This is a genomic window from Actibacterium sp. (assembly GCF_041584535.1).
Lineage (GTDB): Bacteria > Pseudomonadota > Alphaproteobacteria > Rhodobacterales > Rhodobacteraceae > Actibacterium_D.
Genome location: NZ_JBFHDW010000435.1, coordinates 1 through 1,365, shown reverse-complemented (window position 1 = coordinate 1,365; position 1,365 = coordinate 1). Strand labels below are relative to the sequence as shown.

General features: G+C 67.6%; 1 protein-coding gene and 1 pseudogene. One reads left to right on the top strand and one right to left on the bottom strand.

Annotated elements, in window-relative coordinates; translation table 11 throughout:
• Positions 1-412 precede the first annotated feature (412 nt).
• Positions 413-1,210, top strand: a pseudogene (locus ABYW26_RS14510) (translocation/assembly module TamB domain-containing protein); the annotation flags it as partial.
• Here ABYW26_RS14510 and ABYW26_RS14505 read toward each other — a convergent pair.
• Positions 1,198-1,305, bottom strand: a complete 108-nt coding sequence (locus ABYW26_RS14505) for a hypothetical protein (protein WP_372605627.1) — start codon at positions 1,303-1,305, stop codon at positions 1,198-1,200. The pseudogene ABYW26_RS14510 and the gene ABYW26_RS14505 sit on opposite strands and share 13 nt — an antisense overlap.
• Between the last annotated feature and the right edge of the window lie 60 nt (positions 1,306-1,365).

Sequence of the window (1,365 nt, the reverse complement as noted above, 5' to 3'; positions counted from 1 at the left end):
GCTTGATCCCTATCTGCGCGGCGCGGCTGATCTCAGCCTGACTGCCACGCGTGACGCCAGCGGCACCCGTATCGACCGGCTTTCGATCGACAGCAACACGGCACAAATCGCCGCCTCGGGCCACCTGTCCAAGGCTGACGCGCAGGTGCAGATTCAGGCCCAACTTTCCACCATCGCGCCGTTTGCCCAAGGCCTGAATGGCCCGGGTCAGGTGCAGGCCGCCGCGCATTGGCAGCAAGGTGGCCCGGTGGTTCTGGATCAGTTTGACATCACTGCGGCGGGTGGACAGGCCAGCGGTGGCGGTCGCTTTGAACCCGTCACCGGGGACTTGCCGCAGGTCGATCTGTGGCTGCGCGGCACCGCGCCATTGGGTCTGGCCAACACCTTTATTGCGCCGCGTGACCTGCAAGGCATGGCGAATTTTGATCTGCGCATGGTCGGGCGGCCGGGGCTTGCGGCATTGTCGGGGCAGGCCTTGGCCACGGACGCGCGGCTGTCGGCGCCGACCTTGGGCGAGGCGGTGACCGGGCTGAATATCGGCCTGACGCTGGCCGACGGGCAGGCACAGGTTGCCGCCAGTGGCGCGGTCAGCTCGGGCGGTTCGCTGGTGCTGAGCGGGCCGGTGGGCCTGAGCAAACCGTTCGAGGCCGATCTGGGCCTGACCCTGACCAATGTCATCGCGCAGGACCCAAGCCTGTATCGCACCCGGCTGAATGGCGATCTGGCCATTCGCGGGCCGCTGACCGGCGGGGCGGTGATCTCGGGCGCGCTGGCGCTGGATCAGGCAGAATTGCGGGTGCCCTCGGGCGCGATTGCCACCAGCGGCGTCATTCCTGACGGGTTGCGTCATGTGAACGACAGCGCCGCCGTGCGCGCGACGCGGGTGCGCGCCGGGTTGGAGGGCACCAAGGCCGGGCGCGGTGGCGGGGTGATCTATGGGCTGGATCTGGTGTTGGAGGCCCCAAACCAGATTTTCGTGCGCGGTCGTGGTCTGGATGCCGAACTGGGCGGGCAGCTGCGGCTGAGCGGCACAACCGCCGATGTCGTGCCGATTGGCCGGTTCGATCTGGTGCGCGGGCGGCTGGATATTCTGGGCCAGCGCCTGTCGCTGACCGAGGGTCTGATCCGCCTGCAAGGCGCGTTTGATCCCTATGTGCGGCTGGTCGCCGAAACCAAGGCGGCGGATGGCACCGCCATTCAGATCGTCACCCAAGGCCCGGTCAGCGCCCCCGAGATCGTCTTCTTGAGTGCCTCGTCGAGGCCTCCGAGGAACACGATCTCCCCCGGATCTCGGCACCCGTGCACGGCCACGACCGTCGAGCACTCGGCGACCAGTGACAAGCACTCCGGCTCTTCGAAGCGATG